General features: G+C 70.2%; 16 protein-coding genes. All 16 read left to right on the forward strand.

Translation table 11 applies throughout. The features are described from left to right. Positions 1 to 2: 2 nt before the first annotated feature. The 16 genes from JI742_RS04290 to JI742_RS04365 all read left to right on the forward strand — a co-directional run bounded on the left by JI742_RS04290 (position 3) and on the right by JI742_RS04365 (position 20,033). Positions 3 to 725, forward strand: coding sequence for a type IV pilus inner membrane component PilO (locus JI742_RS04290; protein WP_201824261.1), 723 nt, complete (start codon positions 3 to 5; stop codon positions 723 to 725). Further along, a complete protein-coding gene (locus JI742_RS04295) occupies positions 722 to 1,321 on the forward strand; it encodes a pilus assembly protein PilP (protein ID WP_201824264.1) in 600 nt (199 codons plus the stop codon). Before JI742_RS04290 ends, JI742_RS04295 begins: the two co-directional genes overlap by 4 nt. After that, entirely contained in the window at positions 1,318 to 3,198 is a 1,881-nt protein-coding gene (locus tag JI742_RS04300; RefSeq protein ID WP_201824266.1) for a type IV pilus secretin PilQ, read from the forward strand. Before JI742_RS04295 ends, JI742_RS04300 begins: the two co-directional genes overlap by 4 nt. After that, the gene (locus JI742_RS04305) at positions 3,195 to 3,779 is read left to right on the forward strand and encodes a shikimate kinase (protein WP_201824268.1); all 585 of its coding nucleotides are present in this window, start codon (positions 3,195 to 3,197) and stop codon (positions 3,777 to 3,779) included. The genes JI742_RS04300 and JI742_RS04305 overlap by 4 nt, the downstream gene beginning before the upstream one ends. A gap of 117 nt (positions 3,780 to 3,896) precedes the next feature. Next, entirely contained in the window at positions 3,897 to 5,066 is a 1,170-nt protein-coding gene (gene aroB / locus JI742_RS04310; RefSeq protein ID WP_201824270.1) for a 3-dehydroquinate synthase, read from the forward strand. After that, positions 5,063 to 6,304 (forward strand): deoxyguanosinetriphosphate triphosphohydrolase, encoded by a 1,242-nt coding sequence (locus JI742_RS04315; protein ID WP_236676777.1) that lies wholly within the window; start codon positions 5,063 to 5,065, stop codon positions 6,302 to 6,304. Before aroB ends, JI742_RS04315 begins: the two co-directional genes overlap by 4 nt. Positions 6,305 to 6,441: 137 nt before the next feature. After that, positions 6,442 to 7,704 carry a porin gene (locus tag JI742_RS04320; protein WP_201824273.1) on the forward strand — a complete coding sequence of 421 codons (1,263 nt, stop codon included), beginning with the start codon at positions 6,442 to 6,444 and terminating at the stop codon, positions 7,702 to 7,704. A gap of 37 nt (positions 7,705 to 7,741) precedes the next feature. Beyond that, on the forward strand, positions 7,742 to 9,154 hold the full coding sequence (locus tag JI742_RS04325; protein ID WP_201824275.1) for a porin: 1,413 nt from the start codon (positions 7,742 to 7,744) through the stop codon (positions 9,152 to 9,154). A 71-nt stretch (positions 9,155 to 9,225) separates the two neighbouring features. Beyond that, a complete protein-coding gene (locus JI742_RS04330) occupies positions 9,226 to 9,936 on the forward strand; it encodes a transposase (RefSeq protein ID WP_201824277.1) in 711 nt (236 codons plus the stop codon). Positions 9,937 to 10,068: 132 nt separating this feature from the next. Then, positions 10,069 to 14,820, forward strand: a complete 4,752-nt coding sequence (locus JI742_RS04335) for a glutamate synthase-related protein (RefSeq protein ID WP_201824279.1) — start codon at positions 10,069 to 10,071, stop codon at positions 14,818 to 14,820. Between the two features lie 47 nt (positions 14,821 to 14,867). Continuing rightward, entirely contained in the window at positions 14,868 to 16,334 is a 1,467-nt protein-coding gene (locus tag JI742_RS04340; protein WP_201824281.1) for a glutamate synthase subunit beta, read from the forward strand. Between the two features lie 128 nt (positions 16,335 to 16,462). Beyond that, positions 16,463 to 17,308 (forward strand): ABC transporter ATP-binding protein, encoded by an 846-nt coding sequence (locus JI742_RS04345; RefSeq protein ID WP_201824283.1) that lies wholly within the window; start codon positions 16,463 to 16,465, stop codon positions 17,306 to 17,308. Between the two features lie 8 nt (positions 17,309 to 17,316). After that, complete coding sequence (mlaE, locus tag JI742_RS04350) at positions 17,317 to 18,087, forward strand: lipid asymmetry maintenance ABC transporter permease subunit MlaE (protein ID WP_201826354.1); 771 nt, start codon at positions 17,317 to 17,319, stop codon at positions 18,085 to 18,087. A gap of 22 nt (positions 18,088 to 18,109) precedes the next feature. Continuing rightward, entirely contained in the window at positions 18,110 to 18,592 is a 483-nt protein-coding gene (gene mlaD / locus JI742_RS04355) for an outer membrane lipid asymmetry maintenance protein MlaD (protein WP_201824284.1), read from the forward strand. Then, positions 18,589 to 19,323, forward strand: coding sequence for an MlaA family lipoprotein (locus JI742_RS04360; protein WP_201824286.1), 735 nt, complete (start codon positions 18,589 to 18,591; stop codon positions 19,321 to 19,323). Before mlaD ends, JI742_RS04360 begins: the two co-directional genes overlap by 4 nt. An 80-nt stretch (positions 19,324 to 19,403) precedes the next feature. After that, positions 19,404 to 20,033, forward strand: a complete 630-nt coding sequence (locus tag JI742_RS04365) for an MlaC/ttg2D family ABC transporter substrate-binding protein (RefSeq protein ID WP_201824287.1) — start codon at positions 19,404 to 19,406, stop codon at positions 20,031 to 20,033. Positions 20,034 to 20,038: the final 5 nt, after the last annotated feature.

A 20,038-nucleotide genomic window follows, 5' to 3' on the forward strand; every position in this document is an offset into this window, starting at 1 on the left:
CCATGCCTACCCTGCGCCTGCCCCGACGCATCCCGCGCCTGAACTGGTCCGGCCTGCGCCGCCAGTTCACCGGCATCGACCTCGACCTGCGCCAGGCCGGCCAGTGGCCGCCCGCGCCCCGCTGGACGGCTTATCTTCTGCTGGCCCTGGCCGCCCTGGCCGGCGGCGCCCAGGGGCTGGTGCTGCCCGCCTACGAGCTGCTGCAAGCCGAGCGCGAGCGCGAGCCCGCGCTGCGCGCCGACTACCGGCTCAAGCTCGGCAAGGCCATCCGGCTGGAGGCGCTGAAGCAGCAAAAGCGCGAGGTCGAGCTTGCCGTCAACCAACTGGAAAAGCAGCTTCCCGGCCGCGCCGAGATGGATGCCCTGCTGGCCGACATCAACCAGGCCGGCGTCGGCCGCGGCTTGCAGTTCGAGCTGTTCCGCCCCGGCATCGAGTCGGTGCGCGACCACTATGCCGAGCTGCCGATCGCGCTGCGCATCGGCGGCCGCTACCACGACCTGGGCGCCTTCGCGGCCGACATCGCCAAGCTCTCGCGCATCGTCACCTTGCACAAGCTGGTGATGGTGCAGCCCGGCGGCAGCGGCGCCGTGCCGGGCGTGCTCAGCTTCGAAGCCGAGGCCCGCACCTACCGCTACCTCGATGCCGAGGAACTGGCCGCCCGCCGCAAGCCGCGCGGCGCGGCGGGCAAGCGCGGCAAGCCGGCCGCCGCAGGAGCGGGCGCATGAAGCCGCACCCGAGCCCGCCACAGTGCCGCTCGCCCGGCCCGCACCGGCCCGGCCGGCTGTCCGCCCTGCTGGCCCTGCTCGCCCTGGGCCTGGCCGCGTGCAGCGACGACCATGCCGAGCTGGACGCCTGGATGGCCGCCCAGCACGCCACCCTGCCGCGCACGGTCGAGCCCTTCCTGCCGCCACCGCCCTTCGAGCCCCAGGCCTACCAGCCGGGCGAGAGGGTCGATCCCTACCAGCCCAGCCGCCTGGCCGGCGTGCTGCCGCGGGCCGAGGCGCGGCCCGACACCCTGCTCGCCGCCGAGCTCAAGCGCCCGCGCCAGCCGCTGGAGGACGTGCCCCTGGACCAGATGGTCATGGTCGGCACCCTGGTGCGCGCGGCCCGGCCGCAGGCGCTGCTCAAGGTCGGCCCGGCGCTCTTCCGCGTCAAGGTGGGCGACTACCTCGGCCCGCATTACGGCCGCATCACGGCCATCGCCGAGAGCGGCCTGGACCTGCGCGAGATCGTGCAGGACGCGGCCGGCGACTGGGTCGCGCGGCCGGCCCGCCTCGAACTGCAAGGCCAGGCCCTGACGGGCGCGAAGGATTCCCGATGACCCCCTCCCTGCCTGCCTGGGCGCTGCTGGCCTGCTGGGCCCTTCTGGCGCTGGCCGCCGATCCGGCGGCGCCGGCTGCTCCCGACCCCGTACCGGCCGCGGCCCCCGCCGCGATCGGCGCCGAACGCACTGCCCCGCTGCAAGTGCAGGCCCTGGACTTCCGCCGCGGCCCAGCCGGGGCCGGCCGGCTGGAGCTTCGGCTCTCAGCGCGCGAGCCGGTCGTCGAGGTGCGGCCCGAGGGCCGCAGCCTGGTCGTCGAGCTGGCGCAGGCCCATTTGCCGCAGGCCCTGCGCCGCGTGCTGGACGTGGCCGACCTCGGCAGCCCCGTGCGCCTGCTGCGCTGCGAGCAGCGCGGCGACAGCGTGCGCCTGCGGCTGGAGGCCGAGGGCGGCTGGGAACACAGCGTGACCCAGAGCGAGCACCTGCTCGTCGTCGAGCTGCGCCCGCAGCGGCCCGACCCCAACAAGCCGCTGCCCGGCCCTGGCTACAGCGGCGAGAAGCTCTCGCTGAACTTCCAGAGCATCGAGCTGCGCGCCCTGCTGCAAGTCTTTGCCGACTTCACCAACCTCAATCTGGTGGCCAGCGACACCGTCACCGGCAGCGTCACCCTGCGGCTGAAGGATGTGCCCTGGGACCAGGCGCTGGACATCGTGCTTCAGTCCAAAGGCCTGGGCCTGCGCCGCCACGGCAATGTGATGAGCATTGCGCCCAAGGACGAGATTGCCGCGCGCGAGAAGGCCGACCTGGAGGCCTCGCGCCAGATCCAGGAGCTGGAGCCGCTGCGCACCCAGTCCTTCCAGCTCAACTACAGCAAGGCCGAGGATCTGGTGCGGCTGCTGACCGGCGGCGGCTCGGGCGGCGCCTCGGCGGCGGCTTCGGCGGGCGCGCCGGCGGCCGGCGGCAAGGGCGAGGGCCCCACCGCCTCGGCTGGCAGCCGCATCCTGTCGCCGCGCGGCAGCGTGGGCTATGAGCTGCGGACCAACCAGCTCTTCGTGACCGATGTGGGCGCCAAGCTGGAGGAGGTCGGCCGCATCCTCGGCAAGGTCGACATCCCGGTGCGGCAGGTGGTGATCGAGGCCCGCATCGTCGAGGCCAGCGACAGCTTCGGCCGCTCGCTCGGCGTGCGGCTGGGCGGCCTGGGCCGGGTCGCGGGCAACGGCGGCTCGCCGCAGTTGCAGGTCGGCGGCAGCTACCTGGGCGTGCAGCCCACGCCCTCGGGCAGCCTGGGCGCGCCGACGCCCGCGCTCTACAACCAGAACCTGAACTTCGTGAACCTGCCGGCCCCCGGCCTGACGACCGCGCCTGGCGTGACGCCCGGCACCTTCGCGCTCTCGCTGTTCAACCAGGCGGCCAACCGCTTCCTCAGCCTGGAGATCTCGGCCCTGGAGGCCGAGGGCAAGGGCAAGATCGTCTCCAGCCCGCGCGTGGTCACGGCCGACCAGATCAAGGCCACCATCCGCCAGGGCACGCAGATTCCCTACCAGTCGGCCGCGCCGGGGGCGGCCGGCGGCACCCAGGTGTCCTTCAAGGATGCGGTGCTGAAGCTGGAAGTGACGCCGCAGATCACGCCCGAGGGCGGCATCCTGCTCGATGTCGACGTCAGCAAGGACAGCCGCGGCCAGGACACCACCGCCGGCCCCGCCATCGACACCAAGCAGGTTCGCACCCAGGTGCTGGTCGAGAATGGCGGCACCGTCGTCATCGGCGGCATCTTCGAGCAGCAGGACACCGAGAATGTGAACAAGGTGCCCGTGCTCGGCGATCTGCCCGGCGTCGGCAACCTGTTCAAGAACCGCACGCGCGAAACGCGCAAGACCGAGCTTCTCGTGTTCCTCACCCCCAAAGTCATCGCCGAGCGCAGCGGCTGGGCGCAATGAGCGCCGCCGGGCCGCGCTTTGCCCTGGTCGGCATGCCGGGCAGCGGCAAGTCCTCGGTCGGCCGGCAACTGGCGCGGCGCCTGGGCCTGGGTTTTGTCGATGTCGACAGCGCCATCGAAGAGCGCCTGGGTTGCAGCATCCGCGACTTTTTCGCCGCCGAGGGCGAGGCGGCTTTCCGCGAGCGCGAGGCCGAGGTGCTCGCCCACCTGCTGGCCGAGCCGGAGGGCCGCGTGCTGGCCACCGGCGGCGGCGCCGTGCTGCGGCCGGCCAACCGGACGGCGCTGCGCCAGCACAGCACGGTGATCTACCTCAAGACCACGGTCGAAGAGCTGCTGCGCCGCCTGAAGGGCGACCAGCAGCGTCCGCTGCTGCAGGGCGTGGACCCGCGCGCCAAGCTGCGCGAGCTGTTCACCCAGCGCGATCCGCTCTACCGCGAGACCGCGCACTATGTGATCGAGACCGGCCGCCCCTCGGTCGCGACCCTGGTCGGCATGGTGCAGATGCAGATCGAGATGGCCGGCCTGCTGCCGCCCGGCGCGCCCGACGAGGCCGCCGACGCACCGCCCGAGCTGCCGGCCTGAGCGGGGCAGGGCAGGGCGGGGCGGCAGCCGCCCGCCCGGTCGGGCGACGCAGCAGCGGCGCAGCGCGCGCGGCCGTCGACACAGCCGGCTCAGGAGGCCCCCCGTACACTCGAGCGCATGTCGATCGCCGCGCCCGCCCTGACGTCCGCCCGCCTGTCCGAAGCCCCGCGCCGCGTGCCGATCGCGCTCGATGCGCGCAGCTACGACATCCTGATCGGCCGCGGCCTGCTGGACGATCCGGCCAGCTACGAGGGCCTGCCGCGCTCGGCCCTGGCGGCCATCGTCAGCAACACCACCGTCGCGCCGCTCTACGCCGAGCGCTTGGCTGCACAGTTGCAGGGCCGCCACCGCCGCATCGAGACCGTGGTGCTGCCCGATGGCGAGGACCACAAGGACTGGGCGACGATGAACCGCATCTTCGATGCGCTGCTCGCCGCCCAGGGCGACCGCAAGACGGTGATCTACGCGCTCGGTGGCGGGGTCGTCGGTGACATGAGCGGCTTCGCCGCGGCCTGCTACATGCGCGGCGTGCCCTTCGTGCAGGTGCCGACCACGCTGCTGGCCCAGGTCGATTCCTCGGTGGGCGGCAAGACGGCCGTCAACCACCCGCTGGGCAAGAACATGATCGGCGCCTTCTACCAGCCGCTGCGCGTGCTGGCCGACCTGGCGACGCTCGACACCCTGCCGGACCGCGAGATCCGCGCCGGTCTGGCCGAGGTGATCAAGTACGGCCCGATCGCCGATACCGATTTCTTCGACTGGATCGAGCGCAACCTCGATGCCCTGCTGGCGCGCGATCCGGCCGCGCTGGCGCATGCGGTGCAGCGCTCGTGCGAGATCAAGGCCTGGGTGGTGTCGCAGGACGAGCGCGAGTCCGGCCTGCGCGCCATCCTGAACTACGGCCACACCTTCGGTCATGCCATCGAGGCCGGCCTGGGCTTCGGCGTCTGGCTGCATGGCGAGGCGGTGGGTTGCGGCATGGTGCTGGCGGCCGAGCTGTCCGCCCGGCTCGGCCTGCTGGATGCCGGCGCGGCCGCGCGCATCCTGCGGCTGATCGAACGCGCCGGCCTGCCGGTGATCGCGCCGGTGCTGGGTGGAGCCGAGGACTGGCTGGCCCACATGCGGGTCGACAAGAAGGCCGAGGGAGGCGAGATCCGCTTCGTGCTGATCGACGGCCTGGGCCGTGCCTGCATGCGCCCGGCGCCCGATGCCCTGGTGACCGAGGTGATTGCCGCGCGCAGCGACCCGGCCGTGGATGCCGCGGCCCGCGCCGCGCAGCCGGCTTGATCCTGCCGGACCTGGCCGAGTGGGCCGGTTCCGGCCCACGCGCCCCCTGGGCCAGCGACCCGGCGCGCAGCCGCGGCCGCCGCCACCCCGAGCCGCCGCCCGGCGATCGCAGCGAGTTCCAGCGCGACCGCGACCGCATCGTCCACGCCACCGCCTTCCGGCGCCTGGTCTACAAGACCCAGGTCTTCATCAACCACGAAGGCGATCTCTTCCGCACCCGGCTCACGCATTCGCTGGAGCTGGCCCAGCTCGGCCGCTCCATCGCCCGCCGGCTGGGGCTGGACGAGGACCTGGTCGAGGCCATCGCCCTGGCCCACGACCTGGGCCACACCCCCTTCGGCCATGCCGGCCAGGAGGCGCTCGATGCCTGCCTGCGCGCGGTCGAGCCCGAGGGCGGCGGCTTCGAGCACAACCTGCAATCGCTGCGCGTGGTCGACCGGCTGGAGGAACGCTATGCCGATTTCGACGGCCTGAACCTCAGCTTCGAGACCCGCGAGGGCATCCTCAAGCACTGCGCGCGCGCGGCGGCCGAGCGGCTGGAGGCAGTCGAGCCCGGCGGCGTCGCGGCCCGCTTCCTGCGCCCGCCGGGCCAGCCGCCCGGGCCGCCCAGCCTGGAGGCGCAGCTCGCCAACCTGGCCGACGAGATCGCCTACAACGCGCACGATGTCGACGACGGCCTGCGCTCGGGTCTGCTGACCCTCGAGCAACTGGAGGCCGTGCCGCTGTTTGCCGCGCCGCTGGCCGAGGTTCGCGCGGCGTATCCGCAGCTCGGCGGCCGGCGCCTGCTGTCCGAAACCCTGCGGCGCATGCTCTCGGCCCAGGTGCAGGACGTGGTGGCGGCCACGGCCCTGGCCCTGCGCGAGACGGGCCTGCGCCTGGGCCGCCCGCCCGATGCGCAGGCGGCGCGCGCGGCCGGCCCGCTGCTGGGCTTTTCGCCCGCCATGCGCGAGGCCGGCACCGGCCTGAAGCGCTTTCTCTTCGCCCAGCTCTACCGCCATCCGCAAGTGGAGGCGACCACCGACCGCGCCCGCACGGTGGTGCGGGTGCTGTTCGAGGCCGGCCTGAACGATCCGCCGGCCTCGGTGCGCCAGCGTCGCGACGACAGCAGCCTGCCGCGCAAGGTGGCCGACCATGTCTCGGGCATGACCGACCGTTACGCCACGCGCGAATACCAGCGCATCACCGGCCGGGAGGCCTTTCCCGAGCCCGCGGCACCTCCGCGCCGGCCGGAGGCTTGAGGGAAAAACCACAGGGGCTGGTGTTGTCCCGGGCCCCCCGCCCATTGGGGGGGGTCTAGAGTGCATGGAGGTCGGATCGACGGCCCGGCAGCGCGATCGCGCCAGTACACAACAAGCACAAACACAGAGAGACCCCCATGTCCCACACTCCCTTCGCCCGTTCCCTCCTGGCCCTTGCGCTCCTCGCTGCGGGCGCCGCCCAGGCCCAGAGCTCGCTCACCCTCTTCGGCCTGGCCGACATCGGCATCAACAACGTCACCGGCCAGAACGGCGCCAACACCCGCCTGTCGAGCGGCGTCATGGAAGGCAGCCGCTGGGGCATGCGCGGCAGCGAGGACATGGGCGGCGGCTACAAGGCCGTCTTCGTGCTCGAAAGCCGGGTCGAGCTTGACACCGGCAGCACCAACAACCGGCCGGCCTCGGGCAACCAGGTGCCGGACCGCCTGCGCTTCACCACCGCGCAGCTCGGCCTGCCGGCCTCGCCGCTGCTGCAGGGTGCGATCGACAATGTGTCGGCCGGCCTGGGCGCGCAGATCGGCGTGAACCACATCGAGAACAATCTCTTCGACCGGCAGGCCTTCATCGGCCTGGTCACGCCGGTCGGCGCCATCCTGATGGGCCGCCAGTACACGCCGGGCTACGAGCTCTTCTACATCTACGATGCGATGAAGACCGAGTCCAGCCTGTCGGCCGCGCAGATCGCCACGCTGCCGCCGGCCATCGACATCCGCCGCAGCAACACCCTGGCCTACCGGGTGCAGAAGAACGGCTTCACCGGCACCCTGTCGGTGGCCCTGGGCGAGGACGCGGATTCCACGTCGGACAGCCGCTACCTGGGCGCCAACTTCTACTACGACGGCGCCGGCTGGGGCGCCGGCGCGGCCTACGCGACCAACAACAACCGCGACGGCGAGACGGCGCTGCGCAATGTGGTGGCCGGCGCCTATGCCGATGTCGGCCCGGGCCGGCTGTCCTTCCTCTACGCCTCGGCCAAGGACGACAACCCGGATGCAGCGGTGCTGATCCGCAACCAGCTCGCGCCCTCGCCGCTGCCGGCGGCGGCCAAGCTGCTGATCGGCAATGCCTTCGAGGAGGCCCTGCGCCAGGACGCGCGCCTGCTGCACCTGGGCTACCGCATCCAGAGCGGCCCGCACCAGATCACCGTGGCCTACAACCACTTCCACGACAAGCTGCGCGACGAGGCCGACACCCAGTCCTACGGCGCGGTCTACACCTACGCCTTCTCCAAGCGGACCGATGTGAACCTGGTCATGACCCAGTTCCGCAACGAGGCGCTGGCCCAGGCTGCGCCGGGGGGCAATGGCTTCTTCGGCGGCGTGACCTCCGAGGGCGGCCGCGATGCGCGCAATGTCGCGGTCGCCCTGCGCCACCGCTTCTGATCCGGCTTCACAAGCCCTTCGCTGCCCAAGGCCGACCATGACTGTCCTGGACCGCTGCCGCCTGCCGGCCCTGCTGCTGCCCCTGCTGCTGGCTTCCGCCGCGCCCGGCGTCCAGGCCCAGTCGACGCTGACGCTCTACGGCCTGGCCGACGGGGGCCTGACCTACACGACCGGCCAGGATGCCGCCAAGCTGCGCCTGGCCAGCGGCATCATGGAAGGCAGCCGATGGGGCCTTCGCGGCAGCGAGGACCTGGGCGGCGGCTGGAAGGCGCTGTTCGTGCTGGAAAGCCGCTTCGAGCTGGACACCGGCGATGTGGCCAACCGCCCACCCAGTGGCGGGCGCCTGCCGGACCGTTTCAGCGAGCCCGACACCCTGGGCGCACCGCCCTTCACGCAGTCGGTGTTCAACAGCGTGCTCAACAGCGTCGGCCTGCCGATCGGCAGCCTGCTGCCGCTGGGGCCGCTGTTCAACCTGGCGCCGCAGGTGTCGGACCCCCTGGGCCTGCGCCGGCAGGTGGCCGATGCGGTCGTCGAGGAAGCCGGGCGCCGCATCGGCGTCAACCACCTGGAGCGCAATCTCTTCGACCGCCAGGCCTACATCGCGCTGGTCACGCCGGTCGGCGGCTTCGTGCTGGGGCGGCAGTACTCGCCGGCCTACGAGGTCTTCTACCAGTTCGACACGATGAAGACCGAGTCCGGCCTGTCGGCCGGGCAGATCGCGGCCATCCCGCAGGGCATCGAGATCCGCACGCCCAATGCCTTCCAGTACCGCATCGTGCTCAAGGGCTACACCGCCTCGCTGATGTACGGCACGCGGGAAGGCGGCAGCACCGTCCCCTCGATCGTGCCGGCCGGCCGTTTCGTCGGCGGCAATGCCTATTACAAGGACCCGGACGGGCGCTACAGCTACGGCGCGGCCTACGCCACGCGCAAGAACTCGCGCGGCAAGAAGGGCCTGACCAACTGGCTGGCCGGCGCCTCGCTGCGCCTGGGGCCGGGCACGCTGCACGGTCTCTTCACCTCGATCCGCGACGACAACCCGCAGTCCGGCGTCGATGTGCGCGAGGGCCTGGAGGCCAACCAGGCCCTGGCCAATCCCCTGCTGGCCGGTTTCCGCGAAGCCTATGCCCAGGCCTACAACGAGGCTTTCCGTCAGGACGCGCGGCTCTTCCACCTGGGCTACAGCCTGCCCCTGGGCCGCCACACCGTGTCGGTGGTCTACAACCTGCTCGACGACCGCCGGGCGCTGGAATCCGACCTGCGCTCCTACGGCTTCGCCTACACCTACGCCTTCTCCAAGCGCACCGACTTCAATGCCGTGCTGGTGCACTTCGACAACCGCGGTCTGGCCCAGCTCGCGCCCGGCGGCAATGGCTACCTGGGCGGCGTGACGCGCGCCGCCGGGGTCGATGCCACCCAGCTCGCGCTGGGCATGCGGCACCGCTTCTGAGCGCCGGCCCGCAGGCGGGGCTGAGGGACACTGCGGGCCCTGCCCGCTGCCCGTCCGACCCCCGCCCCGCCATGGCCCGCCTGCCCCGTGCCGTCTTCGACGGCCTGCCGCACCTCGTGCAGTTGCGGGGGCCGAGCCGGGAATCGCTCTTCCTTGACGGCGAGGACCTGCGCAGCGCCCACGCCCTGCTGCGCGAGGCGGTGCTGCTGCACCGCCTGGCCCTGCACGGCTGGTGCTTCCTGCCCGACCGGGTCGAGCTGCTGATCACCCCGCCCGCAGCCGAGGCCCTGTCGCGGGCCATGCAGACCTTCGCCCGCCGCCATGCCGCGGCCTACAACCGCCGCCATGACCGGGCGGGTAGCCTCTGGGCCGGGCGCTACCGGGCGGCGGTGATCGATCCCGGTGCGTGGATGCTGGCCTGCCTGTTGCGTATCGATGGCGCGGGTCCGGTCGAACCGCCCGGCTTTCCGGAGTTCGGCGCCTGGATGTCCAGCCGGGCGCACCACCTTGGCTCGGCCAGCGACAGCCTGCTCAGCGACCCGCCCGCCTACTGGGCGCTGGGCAACACCCCGTTCGAGCGCGAGGCGCGCTACCGCGCGCTGCTGGCGCAGGCCCTGCCGGCCCGCCAGGCCGAGCCCATCGAAGCGGCGCTGCGCGGCGGCTGGGCGCTTGGGCCGCCCGACTTCCTCGCCCGGCTGGGCGAACAGGCGGCGAGGCCGCTCCAGCCCCGGCCGCGCGGCCGGCCGGCGCGGCGGCGCGAGGGCGCTGACTCCGGCTCTTGATGTGTCCCCAATTATTTTGTATGGTTTTCGCGAGTCGTTTTAATAGAATCTGACCCCATTTATTTGCGCTTGCTGCGGTTTTTGCACCGCAGTAAATTCCTTGTCTTCTGACCACGTTCCGGGAGTGCCCCCATGGCCCAGCCCCTTCAAGCCACGCCGGCCGAACTGGCCCTCGCCAGCCAGCACGGTCTCTACAACGCGGCCCATGAGCACGACGCCTGCGGCGTCGGTTTCGTCGCGCACATCAAGGGCCAGAAGGCGCATGCCATCGTCGTCCAGGGCCTGAAGATCCTCGAGAACCTCGACCACCGGGGTGCGGTTGGCGCCGACAAGCTGATGGGCGACGGCGCGGGCATCCTGCTGCAGATCCCTGACGAGCTTTTCCGCGCCGAGATGGCGGCCCAGGGTGTCGCCCTGCCGCCCCAGGGCGAGTACGGCGTCGGCATGATCTTCCTGCCCAAGGAGCACGCCAGCCGCCTGGCCTGCGAGCAGGAGCTTGAGCGCGCGATCCGGGCCGAAGGCCAGGTGCTGCTGGGCTGGCGCGACGTGCCGGTCGACCGCGAGATGCCCATGTCGCCCACCGTGCGCGAGAAGGAGCCGGTGATCCGCCAGGTCTTCATCGGCCGCGGTGCCGACGTCATCGTGCCCGACGCGCTGGAGCGCAAGCTCTACGTGATCCGCAAGACGGCCAGCGCCGCCATCCAGCGCCTGCGGCTGACGCACAGCCACGAGTACTACGTGCCCAGCATGAGCTGCCGCACGATCATCTACAAGGGCCTGCTGCTCGCCGACCAGGTCGGCCAGTACTACCTGGACCTGCGCGACGAGCGCTGCACCTCGGCCCTGGCCCTGGTGCACCAGCGCTTCTCGACCAACACCTTCCCCGAGTGGCCGCTGGCCCACCCCTACCGGATGGTGGCCCACAACGGCGAGATCAACACCGTCAAGGGCAACTTCAACTGGATGCGCGCCCGCGAAGGCGTGATGAAGTCGCCGGTGCTGGGCGACGACCTGCCCAAGCTCTACCCGATCAGCTTCGAGGGCCAGTCCGACACGGCCACCTTCGACAACGCGATCGAGCTGCTGACCATGGCCGGCTACCCGCTGGCCCAGGCGGCGATGATGATGATCCCCGAGGCCTGGGAGAACCACGAAGGCATGGACGCCCGCCGTCGCGCCTTCTACGAATACCACGCCGCGATGATCGAGCCCTGGGACGGCCCGGCCGCCATGGTCTTCACCGACGGCCGCCAGATCGGCGCCACGCTGGACCGCAACGGCCTGCGTCCGGCGCGCTACTGCGTGACCGACGACGACCTCGTCGTGATGGCCTCGGAAGCCGGCGTGCTGCCCTTCCCCGAGAACAAGATCGTGCGCAAGTGGCGCCTGCAGCCGGGCAAGATGTTCCTGATCGACTTCGAGCAGGGCCGCATCGTCGACGACGAAGAGCTGAAGAACCAGTTCGCCCAGGCCAAGCCATACCGCCAGTGGATCGACAACGTCCGCATCAAGCTCGACGCGGTCGAGGCCACGCCCGCGCAGCCCCAGTTCACCGAGACCCTGCTGGACCGTCAGCAGGCCTTCGGCTACACCCAGGAAGACCTGAAGTTCCTGATGAGCCCGATGGCCATCGCTGGCGAGGAAGGCATCGGCTCGATGGGCAACGACAGCCCGCTGGCCGTGCTGTCGGACAAGAACAAGCCGCTGCCGAGCTACTTCAAGCAGCTCTTCGCCCAGGTCACGAACCCGCCGATCGATCCGATCCGCGAGGCCATCGTGATGAGCCTGAATAGCTTCATCGGCCCCAAGCCCAACCTGCTCGACATCAATGCGGTCAATCCGCCGATGCGGCTGGAGGTGGCGCAGCCCATCCTGGACTTCGCCGACATGGCCCGCCTGCGCGCCATCGAGGGCGCGACCGGCGGCAAGTTCAAGACCCATGAGCTCGACATCGTCTACCCGCTGGCCTGGGGTGCCGAAGGCGTCGAAGCCAAGCTGGCCTCGCTGTGCGCGGAAGCGGTCGATGCGCTGCAGGGCGGCCACAACATCCTGATCCTGACCGACCGCCGGATGGACCGCGACCATGTCGCCATCCCCGCGCTGCTGGCCCTGTCGGCCGTGCACCAGCACCTGGTGCGCGCCGGCTTGCGCACGACCGCCGGCCTGGTGGTCGAGACCGGCTCGGCCCGCGAGGTGCATCACTTCGCCACCCTGGCCGGCTACGGTGCCGAGGCCGTCCATCCCTACCTGGCGATGGAGACCCTGGCGGCGCTGCACAAGGATCTGCCCGGTGCGCTGAGCGCCGAGAAGGCGATCTACAACTATGTGAAGGCGATCGGCAAGGGCCTGTCGAAGATCATGTCCAAGATGGGCGTGTCGACCTACATGTCCTACTGCGGCGCCCAGCTCTTCGAGGCCATCGGCCTCAATAAGGGCCTGGTCGACACCTACTTCCGCGGCACGGCCACCCAAGTGGGCGGCATCGGCGTGTTCGAGGTCGCCGAGGAGGCCCTGCGCACCCACCGCGCCGCCTTCGGCAGCGACCCGGTGCTGGCCACCATGCTCGATGCCGGTGGCGAGTACGCCTGGCGCGCCCGCGGCGAAGAGCATATGTGGACGCCCGACGCGATTGCCAAGCTCCAGCATGCAACCCGCGCCGGCAAGTTCGACACCTACAAGGAATATGCGCAGATCATCAACGACCAGTCGCGCCGCCACCTGACGCTGCGCGGCCTGTTCGAGTTCAAGCTCGATCCGAGCAAGGCCATCCCGGTCGACGAGGTCGAGTCGGCCGCGGACATCGTCAAGCGCTTTGCCACCGGCGCGATGTCGCTGGGCTCGATCAGCACCGAAGCGCACAGCACGCTGGCCATTGCGATGAACCGCATCGGCGGCAAGTCCAACACCGGCGAAGGCGGCGAGGATCCGGCGCGCTACCGCAACGAGCTCAAGGGCATCAAGATCACCGCCGGCACCAAGGTGTCGGACGTGGTCGGCAAGAAGGTCATCGAGGCCGACTACGAGCTGAAGGACGGTGACAGCCTGCGCTCGAAGATCAAGCAGGTCGCCTCGGGCCGCTTTGGCGTGACGACCGAATACCTGGTCAGCGCCGACCAGATCCAGATCAAGATGGCCCAGGGCGCCAAGCCCGGTGAGGGCGGCCAGTTGCCGGGCGGCAAGGTCTCGGACTACATCGGCTTCCTGCGCCACTCGGTGCCGGGCGTCGGCCTCATCAGCCCGCCGCCGCACCACGACATCTACTCGATCGAGGATCTGGCCCAGCTCATCCACGACCTGAAGAACGTCAACCCGGCGTCCTCGGTCAGCGTGAAGCTGGTGTCGGAAGTCGGCGTGGGCACCATCGCCGCCGGCGTGGCCAAGGCCAAGGCCGACCATGTGGTGATCGCCGGCCATGACGGCGGCACCGGCGCCTCGCCCTGGTCCTCGATCAAGCATGCCGGCTCGCCCTGGGAACTGGGCCTGGCCGAGACGCAGCAGACCCTGGTGCTCAACGGCCTGCGCGGCCGCATCCGCGTGCAGGCCGACGGCCAGATGAAGACCGGCCGCGACGTGGTCATCGGCGCCTTGCTCGGCGCCGACGAGTTCGGCTTCGCGACCGCGCCGCTGGTGGTCGAGGGCTGCATCATGATGCGCAAGTGCCACCTCAACACCTGCCCGGTGGGCGTGGCCACGCAGGACCCGGTGCTGCGCCAGAAGTTCGCCGGCAAGCCCGAGCATGTCGTCAACTACTTCTTCTACGTGGCCGAGGAAGCGCGCCAGATCATGGCCCAGCTCGGCATCCGTCGCTTCGACGAGCTGATCGGCCGCGCCGACCTGCTCGACATGAAGAAGGGCATCGAGCACTGGAAGGCCCGCGGCCTGGACTTCAGCCGCGTCTTCCATCTGCCGGCCGTCGCGGCCGAGGTGCCGCGCCTGCATGTCGAGAACCAGGATCACGGCCTGAGCCGCGCGCTCGACCAGACCCTGATCCAGAAGTGCCTGCCCGCGCTGGAGCGCGGCGAGAAGGTGCAGTTCATGGAGACGGTGCGCAACGTCAACCGCACCGTGGGCGCCATGCTGTCGGGCGAGCTGATCCGCCGCCACGCCGAAGGCCTGCCCGACCAGACCATCTTCATCCAGATGGAAGGCACCGGCGGCCAGAGCTTCGCGGCCTTCCTGGCCCAGGGCATCACGCTCTACCTGATCGGCGAAGCCAACGACTACACCGGCAAGGGCCTGTCGGGCGGCCGCATCGTCGTGCGGCCCTCGATCGAGTTCCGCGGCGACGCGACCAAGAACATCATCGTCGGCAACACCGTGCTCTACGGCGCGACCCGCGGCGAGGCCTTCTTCCGCGGCGTGGCCGGCGAGCGCTTTGCCGTCCGACTCTCGGGCGCCACCACGGTGGTCGAGGGCACGGGCGACCACGGTTGCGAATACATGACCGGCGGCACGGTGGTCGTGCTCGGCAAGACCGGCCGCAACTTCGCGGCGGGCATGTCGGGCGGCATCGCCTACGTCTACGACGAGGACGGCCAGTTCGCCAAGCGCTGCAACCCCGCCATGGTCACGCTGGGCAAGGTGCTGTCGGCCGAGGAGCAGGCGCAGACCCAGGATCCGGCCACCTTCCACAAGGGCCAGACCGACGAGGCCCTGCTGAAGAAGCTGGTCGAGGACCACCACAAGTGGACCGGCTCGCTGCGTGCCCGCGAGATCCTCGACCAGTGGCCCGCCGCCCGCGACAAGTTCGTGAAGGTCTTCCCGAACGAATACCAGCGCGCCCTCAAGGAAATGGCCGCCGCCCAGGCGACCGACGAGACCCTGGCCAAGGCCAAGGGCGAGACCGGCAAGGCCGCCAAGGCCAAGACCGTGCCCGCCAAGTAAGCCACCCGCCGCGCCAACCGCCAGCCTCAGCCAGCAGAGATCCGATCATGGGAAAAGTCACCGGCTTCCTCGAATTCGAGCGTCTTGAAGAGGGCTATGCCCCCGTCGAGCAGCGCGTCAAGCATTACCGCGAGTTCGTCATCGGGCTCGACCCGGACCAGGCCAAGATCCAGGGCGCGCGCTGCATGGACTGCGGCACGCCGTTCTGCAACAACGGCTGCCCGGTCAACAACATCATTCCGGACTTCAACGACCTGGTCTTCCAGGGCGATTGGAAGAACGCGATCACGGTGCTGCACAGCACCAACAACTTCCCCGAGTTCACCGGCCGCATCTGCCCCGCACCCTGCGAGGCGGCCTGCACCCTGAACGTGAACGACGACCCGGTGGGCATCAAGTCCATCGAGCACGCCATCATCGACCGGGCCTGGGCCGAGGGCTGGGTCACGCCGCAGCCGCCGGCCGTCAAGACCGGCAAGAAGGTTGCGATCGTCGGCTCCGGCCCGGCCGGCCTGGCCGCGGCCCAGCAGCTTGCGCGGGCCGGCCACGACGTGACCGTGTTCGAGAAGAACAGCCGCATCGGCGGCCTGCTGCGCTACGGCATTCCCGACTTCAAGATGGAGAAGTCGCACATCGACCGCCGCGTGGCTCAGATGGAAGCCGAAGGCGTGGTGTTCAAGACTGGCGTGCTGGTCGGCGCCTGGCCGGCCGACAGCAAGGTCACCAACGACGCCAAGACCGTCATCACGCCCGAGGCCCTGAAGGCCGACTTCGACGCCGTGCTGCTGGCCGGCGGCGCCGAGCAGAGCCGCGACCTGCCGGTGCCCGGCCGCGAACTGGACGGCGTGCACTTCGCGATGGAGTTCCTGCCGCAGCAGAACAAGGTCAATGCCGGTGACAAGCTCAAGGGCCAGCTCCGTGCCGAGGGCAAGCATGTGATCGTGATCGGCGGTGGCGACACCGGCAGCGACTGCGTCGGCACCAGCAACCGCCATGGCGCGGCCAGCGTGACCCAGTTCGAGCTGCTGCCCCAGCCGCCCGAGCAGGAGAACAAGCTGCTGGTCTGGCCCTACTGGCCGATCAAGCTGCGCACCTCGTCCAGCCACGAGGAAGGCTGCGAGCGCGAGTTCGCGATCGCCACCAAGGAGTTCCTCGGCGAGAAGGGCAAGGTCAAGGCCGTCAAGACCGTCCGCCTCGAGTGGAAGGACGGCAAGATGGGCGAGGTGCCGGGCAGCGAGCAGGTGCTGCCGGCCGACCTGGTGCTGCTCGCCATGGGCTTCGTCAGCCCCGTCGCCAGCATCCTCGACAGCTTTGGCGTCGAGAAGGATGCGCGCGGCAACGCCAGGGCCGGGGTCGAGATCGACGGCGGCTACCGCACCGGGGTCGACAAGGTCTTCGCCGCGGGCGACATGCGTCGGGGCCAGTCGCTGGTGGTCTGGGCCATCCGCGAAGGCCGCCAGGCCGCCCGCGCGGTCGACGAGTACCTGATGGGCGCCAGCACGCTGCCGCGCTGAAGCCGGCGTCGTGGGCCTGCCGGAGGGCTCCGGCGGCTGTTGTCCTCAGGCCGCACCGCGGCTGGGGGCATCCCCTATCATCCGAAAGCCGGTGTCATGGACACCGGCTTTTGTTTATTCCGGATCCGATGCACGAGCCCTCCCTGGCGTCTGCCAACGCCGCCACCCCGCATGTCGAGCTTCACAACGTCAGCTGCGGCTACGGCCAGCGGGTGATCCTGCGCGACGTGAATCTGGTGGTGCCGCGCGGCCAGGTGCTGGGCCTGATGGGCACCTCAGGCGGCGGCAAGACGACGGTGCTGCGGCTGATCGGCCGCCAGCTCCGGCCCTTCAGCGGTGAAGTGCACTTCGACGGCCAGGACTTGGCCACGCTGGACGAGGAGGGCATTTACCGCGTCCGGCGCCGCATGGGCATGCTCTTCCAGCAGGGCGCGCTGTTCACCGACCTGTCGGTCTTCGACAACGTCGCCTTCCCGCTGCGCGAGCACACCGCCCTGGGCGAGACCCTGATCCGCGATCTGGTGCTGATGAAGCTGCAAGCCGTCGGCCTGCGCGGCGTGCGCGATCTCATGCCCAGCCAGGTCTCGGGCGGCATGTCGCGCCGCGTGGCCCTGGCCCGGGCGATCGCGCTGGACCCGGAACTCATCATGTACGACGAGCCCTTCGCCGGGCTCGATCCCATCTCGATGGGCGTGGCCGCGCGCCTGATCCGAGAGCTGAACCGCGCGCTCGGCGTCACCAGCATCGTCGTCTCGCACGATGTGCACGAGACCTTCGAGATCGCCGACCGCATCGTCTTCATCGCCAACGGCGGCATCGTCGCCCAGGGCACGCCGGCCGAGATGCGTGCCAGCGACGACCCCCTGGTGCGCCAGTTCATCGATGCCCAGGCCGACGGCCCGGTGCGCTTCCACCAGCCGGCGCAGCCGCTGGACGAGGATTTCGGCCTGGCCGCGCGGGGAGACGGGCGGTGATCCGCGCCATGCTGGCCTCGATCGGCGGGGGCGTGCGCGGCTGGCTGGGTGGCCTGGGGGCGGGCGCCCGCCTCTTTCAGACGCTGCTGCGCCTGGGCCCCACGGCCTTCCGCCGCGGCCGGCTGATCGGCGAGCAGATCCACTTCCTCGGCAACCACTCGCTGGCGATCATCACCGTCTCGGGCCTCTTCGTCGGCTTCGTGCTCGGCCTGCAGGGCTACTACACCCTGCAACGCTATGGCGCGGCCGATTCGCTCGGCCTGCTGGTGGCGCTGTCGCTGGTGCGCGAACTCGGCCCGGTCATCACGGCCCTGCTGTTTGCCGGTCGGGCCGGCACCTCGCTGACGGCCGAGATCGGCCTGATGAAGGCCGGCGAGCAGCTCGCCGCGATGGAGATGATGGCCGTCGACCCGGTGCGCCGCGTGCTGGCGCCGCGCTTCTGGGCGGGCGTGATCGCAATGCCCGTGCTCGCCGCGGTCTTCTCGGCCGTGGGCATCTTCGGCGGCTGGCTGGTGGGCGTGGTCATGATCGGTGTCGACGCCGGCGCCTTCTGGTCGCAGATGCAGGGCGGGGTGGATGTGTTCTCTGACGTCGGCAACGGCGTGATCAAGAGCCTGGTCTTCGGCCTGACCGTCACCTTCGTGGCCCTGCTCCAGGGCTATGCCTGCCAGCCCACGCCGGAGGGCGTGTCGCGTGCGACCACGCGCACCGTCGTCGTCGCCTCGCTGGCCGTCCTCGCGCTGGATTTCGTCCTGACCGCGATGATGTTCTCCCTCTGAACCGGATTCCCCGGGACGCCCCATGCAAGCTTCCAAACACGACGTCTGGGTCGGTCTCTTCGTGCTGATCGGCGGCGCGGCCCTGCTCTTCCTGGCGCTCAAGGCCGGCAACCTGCTGAGCCTGAGCTTCTCGCCCACCTACACGGTGACGGCGCGCTTCGACAACATCGGCGGCCTCAAGCCGCGCGCGGCGGTCAAGAGCGCGGGCGTCGTCGTCGGCCGGGTGGCGTCGATCGGCTTCGACGATCAGAGCTACCAGGCCAGCGTCGTGCTGGAACTGGAGACCGGCTACAACTTCCCCAAGGACAGCTCGGCCAAGATCCTGACCTCGGGCCTGCTTGGCGAGCAGTACATCGGCCTGGAGCCCGGGGCCTCCGAGAAGTCGCTGGCCGCCGGCGACACCCTCACCATGACCCAGTCCGCCGTGGTGCTGGAGAACCTGATCGGACAGTTCCTGTACAACCGCGCCGCCGACAACAGCAGTGCCCAGGGAGGCCAAAAATGAACACCGCACGCCAACCGCTACGCCTGCCCCTCGCACTTGCGCTTGCCCTGACGCTGGGGGCCTGCGCGACAACGCAGAACCCCGATCCGCTGGAGCCCGTCAACCGCAAGATCTTCGCCTTCAACGAGGCGCTCGACGAGGCCGTGGTCGAACCCGCCGCGCGCGGCTACCGGGCTGTCACGCCGGAACTGGTGCGAACCGGCATCACCAATGTGTTCGCCAACTTCCGCGATCTTTGGTCGGCACTGAACAACGTGCTGCAAGGCAAGGGCGAGGCCGCGGCCAGCGACTGGACCCGCTTCGCGACCAACACCACCCTGGGCTTCGGCGGCCTGCTCGACTGGGCCACGCCCATGGGCCTCAAGCGCTACAACGAGGACTTCGGCCAGACCCTGGGCCACTGGGGCGTCGGCTCTGGCGCCTACCTGGTGCTGCCGCTGTTCGGGCCGACCAGCTTGCGGGATGTCAGCGACCTGCCGCTGGGCAATGCCTTCTCGCCGCTCGTCTTCGTCGATGGCACGGGCGAGGTGATCGCGCTCACCGGCCTGCGCATCATCGAGATACGCGCCCAGCTGCTCGATGCCGGCCAGTTGATCGACCAGATCGCGCTCGACAAGTACAGCTTTGTCCGCAACGCGTTTCTGCAGCGCCGCCAAAACCTCGTCTACGACGGCGCGCCGCCCGAGCTGCCGCAAAACGAGGAACGCTACGACCTGCCCGCCCGGCCCTGACCGGCCCGGCTGAACCTCAGGCCGCTTCGCGACTCCCAAAGCCACCGCCCGCTGCCCGGGCTGCACCCAGAGGATTGCCCATGACCGTTTTCCGCCGCCTGCTGCGCTGGCTTGTGCCTGCCCTGCTGAGCCTGGGCCTGCTGGCCCCCGCGGCCCGCGCCGACAGTGGCGCGCCCGATGCGCTGATCAAGCAGCTCTCGACCTCGGTGCTCGACAGCATCAAGGCCGACAAGAGCATCCTGGCCGGTGATGTGCAGAAGGTGATGCTGCTGGTCGACCAGAAGATCCTGCCCCACGTCAACTTCCAGCGCATGACCGCCTCGGCCGTCGGCCGCAACTGGCGCCAGGCCAGCCCCGAGCAGCAGAAGCGCTTGCAGGAAGAGTTCAAGACCCTGCTGGTGCGCACCTATGCCGGCGCGCTGAGCGAGGTGCGCGACCAGACCATCGAGCTCAAGCCCCTGCGCGCCCGGCCCGAGGACACCGAGGTCATCGTGCGCTCCGAGGTGCGCGGCCGCGGCGAGCCCATCCAGCTCGACTACCGCATGGAAAAGGCCGACAGCGGCTGGAAGATCTATGACGTCAATGTGCTCGGCGTCTGGCTGGTCGAGACCTATCGCGCCAGCTTCGCGCAGGAGATTTCCGCCAGCGGCATCGACGGCCTGATCGCCAAGCTGGCCGAGCGCAACAAGAGCCTGGCCAGCAAGCGCTGAACCGC

Source organism: Piscinibacter lacus (genome assembly GCF_016735685.1).
GTDB lineage: Bacteria > Pseudomonadota > Gammaproteobacteria > Burkholderiales > Burkholderiaceae_C > Aquariibacter > Aquariibacter lacus.

What these genes read in the sequence shown, in the direction of transcription:
- JI742_RS04290 (WP_201824261.1), top strand. Translation starts at nt 3, where the DNA reads ATGCCTACCCTGCGCCTGCCCCGACGCATCCCGCGCCTGAACTGGTCC.
- JI742_RS04295 (WP_201824264.1), top strand. Translation starts at nt 722, where the DNA reads ATGAAGCCGCACCCGAGCCCGCCACAGTGCCGCTCGCCCGGCCCGCAC.
- JI742_RS04300 (WP_201824266.1), top strand. Translation starts at nt 1,318, where the DNA reads ATGACCCCCTCCCTGCCTGCCTGGGCGCTGCTGGCCTGCTGGGCCCTT.
- JI742_RS04305 (WP_201824268.1), top strand. Translation starts at nt 3,195, where the DNA reads ATGAGCGCCGCCGGGCCGCGCTTTGCCCTGGTCGGCATGCCGGGCAGC.
- aroB (WP_201824270.1), top strand. Translation starts at nt 3,897, where the DNA reads ATGTCGATCGCCGCGCCCGCCCTGACGTCCGCCCGCCTGTCCGAAGCC.
- JI742_RS04320 (WP_201824273.1), top strand. Translation starts at nt 6,442, where the DNA reads ATGTCCCACACTCCCTTCGCCCGTTCCCTCCTGGCCCTTGCGCTCCTC.
- JI742_RS04325 (WP_201824275.1), top strand. Translation starts at nt 7,742, where the DNA reads ATGACTGTCCTGGACCGCTGCCGCCTGCCGGCCCTGCTGCTGCCCCTG.
- JI742_RS04330 (WP_201824277.1), top strand. Translation starts at nt 9,226, where the DNA reads ATGGCCCGCCTGCCCCGTGCCGTCTTCGACGGCCTGCCGCACCTCGTG.
- JI742_RS04335 (WP_201824279.1), top strand. Translation starts at nt 10,069, where the DNA reads ATGGCCCAGCCCCTTCAAGCCACGCCGGCCGAACTGGCCCTCGCCAGC.
- JI742_RS04340 (WP_201824281.1), top strand. Translation starts at nt 14,868, where the DNA reads ATGGGAAAAGTCACCGGCTTCCTCGAATTCGAGCGTCTTGAAGAGGGC.
- JI742_RS04345 (WP_201824283.1), top strand. Translation starts at nt 16,463, where the DNA reads ATGCACGAGCCCTCCCTGGCGTCTGCCAACGCCGCCACCCCGCATGTC.
- mlaE (WP_201826354.1), top strand. Translation starts at nt 17,317, where the DNA reads ATGCTGGCCTCGATCGGCGGGGGCGTGCGCGGCTGGCTGGGTGGCCTG.
- mlaD (WP_201824284.1), top strand. Translation starts at nt 18,110, where the DNA reads ATGCAAGCTTCCAAACACGACGTCTGGGTCGGTCTCTTCGTGCTGATC.
- JI742_RS04360 (WP_201824286.1), top strand. Translation starts at nt 18,589, where the DNA reads ATGAACACCGCACGCCAACCGCTACGCCTGCCCCTCGCACTTGCGCTT.
- JI742_RS04365 (WP_201824287.1), top strand. Translation starts at nt 19,404, where the DNA reads ATGACCGTTTTCCGCCGCCTGCTGCGCTGGCTTGTGCCTGCCCTGCTG.